Source organism: Streptococcus sp. SK140 (assembly GCF_000259525.1).
Taxonomy (GTDB): Bacteria; Bacillota; Bacilli; order Lactobacillales; family Streptococcaceae; genus Streptococcus.
The window spans coordinates 1-3,935 of record NZ_AJML01000023.1 but is presented as its reverse complement, the minus strand read 5'-3'; the positions used below and the strand labels follow the sequence as shown (position 1 = coordinate 3,935).

Here is a 3,935-nt window from a genome sequence, read left to right as displayed (position 1 = left end):
AGAGCGGTACGTGTATGGCCATTTGGTCACCGTCAAAGTCGGCATTGTAGGCTTCACAGACAAGTGGGTGCAAGCGAAGGGCTTTACCGTCAATCAAGACAGGTTCAAAGGCTTGGATACCCAAACGGTGAAGGGTAGGTGCGCGGTTCAAAAGTACTGGGTGTTCTTTGATAACTTCTTCGAGGATATCCCAGATACGTTCATCTCCACGTTCTACCAAGCGTTTAGCCGCTTTAACGTTTTGCACGATATCGCGCGCAACGATTTCACGCATCACGAATGGTTTAAAGAGCTCGATTGCCATTTCACGTGGCACACCACATTGGTACATCTTAAGAGTTGGACCAACGGCGATAACGGAACGTCCTGAGAAGTCAACACGTTTACCGAGCAAGTTTTGACGGAAGCGTCCTTGTTTACCTTTGAGCATGTGGCTCAATGATTTAAGTGGACGGCTACCTGGTCCTGTAATTGGACGACCACGACGACCATTGTCAATCAAAGCGTCAACCGCTTCTTGAAGCATACGCTTCTCATTTTGAACGATGATACCTGGTGCGTTCAACTCAAGCAAACGAGCCAAACGGTTGTTACGGTTGATAACACGACGGTAAAGGTCGTTCAAGTCAGATGAGGCAAAACGGCCACCATCCAACTGCAACATTGGACGAAGATCTGGTGGAATAACCGGAAGGATGTTAAGAATCATCCATTCAGGTTTGTTTCCAGACTTGTAAAAGGCATCCAAAACATCCAAACGACGGATAGCTTTGATACGTTTTTGCCCAGTTGCTGTTTTCAATTCTTCTTTAAGTTCAGCAATTTCTTTTTCAAGATCTACTTGTTTCAAGAGGTCTTGGATAGCTTCGGCACCCATTTTAGCAACGAATGATCCGTAGCCATATTCACGCAAGCGCTCACGATATTCACGCTCTGTCATGATAGATTTGTGCTCAAGTGGTGTATCCTTCGGATCGATCACCACGTAAGCAGCAAAGTAGATTACTTCCTCGAGGGCACGAGGACTCATATCAAGGGTCAAGCCCATACGGCTTGGAATTCCCTTGAAATACCAGATATGAGATACAGGAGCTTTCAACTCGATGTGTCCCATACGTTCACGACGAACTTTTGTACGCGTTACTTCAACACCACAACGGTCACAAACAATCCCTCTGTAACGAATGCGTTTGTACTTACCACAAGCACATTCCCAGTCTTTTGTAGGACCAAAGATGACTTCGTCAAATAGTCCTTCACGTTCTGGTTTCAACGTACGGTAATTGATTGTTTCAGGTTTTTTGACTTCTCCATAAGACCATGAACGGACTTTACTTGGAGAAGCTAGTGTGATTTGCATACTTTTAAAACGATTTACGTCAACCACTATTTCTTCCCTTTCTATTCTAAGTGAGCTACTTATTCTTGTTCAGTAGCTTCTTCTGTTGCTTCCGCTTTTGCACCTTCTTCAGCTTCAAAAGCAGCTTTTGCTTCTTCAGCAGCTTTTTTACGTGCTTTTTCAAGGTCATCTACGTGGATGACATCTTCGTCCATGCCCTCATCAAGATCACGAAGTTCAACTTCTTGATCATCTTCGTCAAGGACACGCATGTCAAGACCAAGTGATTGCAATTCTTTAACAAGAACTCGGAAGGATTCTGGAACACCTGGTTTTGGAATTGGTTTTCCTTTTGTAATAGCTTCATAAGCTTTCAAACGTCCGTTGATATCGTCAGACTTGTAAGTCAAGATTTCTTGAAGAACATTTGATGCACCATAGGCTTCAAGCGCCCAAACCTCCATCTCACCGAAACGTTGTCCACCAAACTGAGCTTTACCTCCGAGTGGTTGTTGGGTAACGGTTGAATATGGTCCGACTGAACGAGCGTGCAATTTATCATCAACCATGTGGTGAAGTTTGATCATGTACATGACACCAACTGACACACGGTTATCAAATGGTTCACCAGTACGTCCATCGTAAAGGATAGTCTTAGCATCGCTATCCATACCTGCTTCCTTAACAGTTGACCAAAGATCTTCTGAACTTGCTCCGTCAAAGACTGGTGTTGCGATGTGAATACCAAGAGTACGAGCTGCCATACCAAGGTGGAGCTCCATAACCTGACCGATATTCATACGTGATGGCACCCCAAGTGGGTTCAACATGATATCAACTGGAGTTCCGTCTGGAAGGTAAGGCATGTCTTCTACAGGAACGATACGAGAGACAACCCCTTTGTTTCCGTGACGTCCGGCCATCTTATCTCCGACCTTGATCTTACGTTTTTGAGCGATGTAAACTCGAACCAGCATGTTAACACCTGATTGCAATTCATCTCCATTTGCACGTGTAAAGATCTTAACATCACGAACAACACCATCGGCACCGTGTGGTACACGAAGAGAAGTATCACGAACTTCACGAGACTTGTCTCCGAAGATAGCGTGCAAGAGACGTTCTTCAGCTGAAAGGTCTTTCTCACCCTTAGGTGTTACTTTACCTACAAGGATGTCCCCTTCTTTAACCTCAGCACCGATACGGATAATTCCCATTTCGTCAAGGTCTTTAAGAGCATCTTCACCAACGTTTGGAATTTCACGAGTGATTTCTTCAGGTCCAAGCTTTGTATCGCGTGTTTCTGATTCATATTCTTCAAGGTGGACAGATGTGTAGACATCGTCTTTCACCAAGCGTTCGCTCATGATAACGGCATCCTCGAAGTTGTAACCTTCCCATGTCATGTAGGCAACGATTGGATTTTGCCCAAGCGCCATTTCTCCATTTTCCATAGAAGGTCCATCTGCAATAAAGTCGCCTTTTTCTACAACGTCACCAACTTTAACAAGCGTACGTTGGTTGTAAGCAGTACCTGAGTTTGAACGACGGAATTTTTGGATATGGTAAACATCCAATGAGCCATCTTCACGACGAACTTCTACCTTGTCAGCATCGGCATAAGTAACTTTACCATCATACTGAGCAATTACAGCCGCTCCAGAGTCGTGGGCTGCTTGATATTCCATACCAGTACCAACGTAAGGTGCTTTTGGATTAATCAATGGTACAGCCTGACGTTGCATGTTGGCACCCATGAGGGCACGGTTGGAGTCGTCGTTTTCCAAGAAAGGAATACATGCTGTCGCAACGGCAACTACCTGTTTTGGAGAAACGTCCATGTAATCAACACTTGAAGCTGGGTATTCTTGGTTAACCCCTTGGTGACGTCCCATGACAACTTTTTCAGCAAAAGTGCCATCTGCGTTCAATTTAGAGTTAGCCTGTGCTACTGTGTACTCATCTTCTTCATCAGCAGTCAACCAAACGATTTCGTTAGTTACTTTTCCAGTTTCACGGTCAACCTTGCGGTATGGTGTTTGAATGAAGCCATACTTGTTGAGGTGTCCGTATGAAGACAAGTTGTTGATCAAACCGATGTTTGGCCCCTCAGGTGTCTCGATTGGACACATACGACCATAGTGAGTGTAGTGCACGTCACGCACTTCATATCCAGCGCGGTCACGTGTCAAACCACCAGGTCCTAAGGCAGACAAACGACGTTTGTGTGACAACTCAGAAAGCGGGTTGTGTTGGTCCATGAACTGTGACAATTGAGAAGAACCAAAGAATTCTTTGATTGCTGCAGTTACTGGACGGATATTAATGATTTGTTGAGGTGTTAATACTTCGTTATCTTGAACAGACATACGTTCACGAACGTTACGTTCCATACGTGAAAGTCCAAGGCGTACTTGGTTGGCAAGCAATTCACCAACGGCACGGATACGACGATTTCCAAGGTGGTCGATATCATCCACACGACCGATACCTTCAGCCAAGTTGAGGAAATAGCTCATTTCAGCAAGGATGTCTGCTGGTGTGATAGTGCGAACTTTATCATCTGGATTTGCATTACCGATGATTGTTACAACAC

2 protein-coding genes are annotated in these 3,935 nt (G+C 44.8%); both read right to left on the bottom strand.

Going from position 1 to position 3,935, the window contains the following annotated elements:
* A partial coding sequence (locus HMPREF1116_RS06530) for a hypothetical protein (protein WP_000228735.1) occupies positions 1 to 1,387 on the bottom strand: 1,387 nt, incomplete at its 3' end.
* 32 nt (positions 1,388 to 1,419) lie between these two features.
* On the bottom strand, positions 1,420 to 3,935 hold a 2,516-nt coding region (gene rpoB, locus HMPREF1116_RS06525), incomplete at its 5' end, for a DNA-directed RNA polymerase subunit beta (RefSeq protein WP_000326112.1).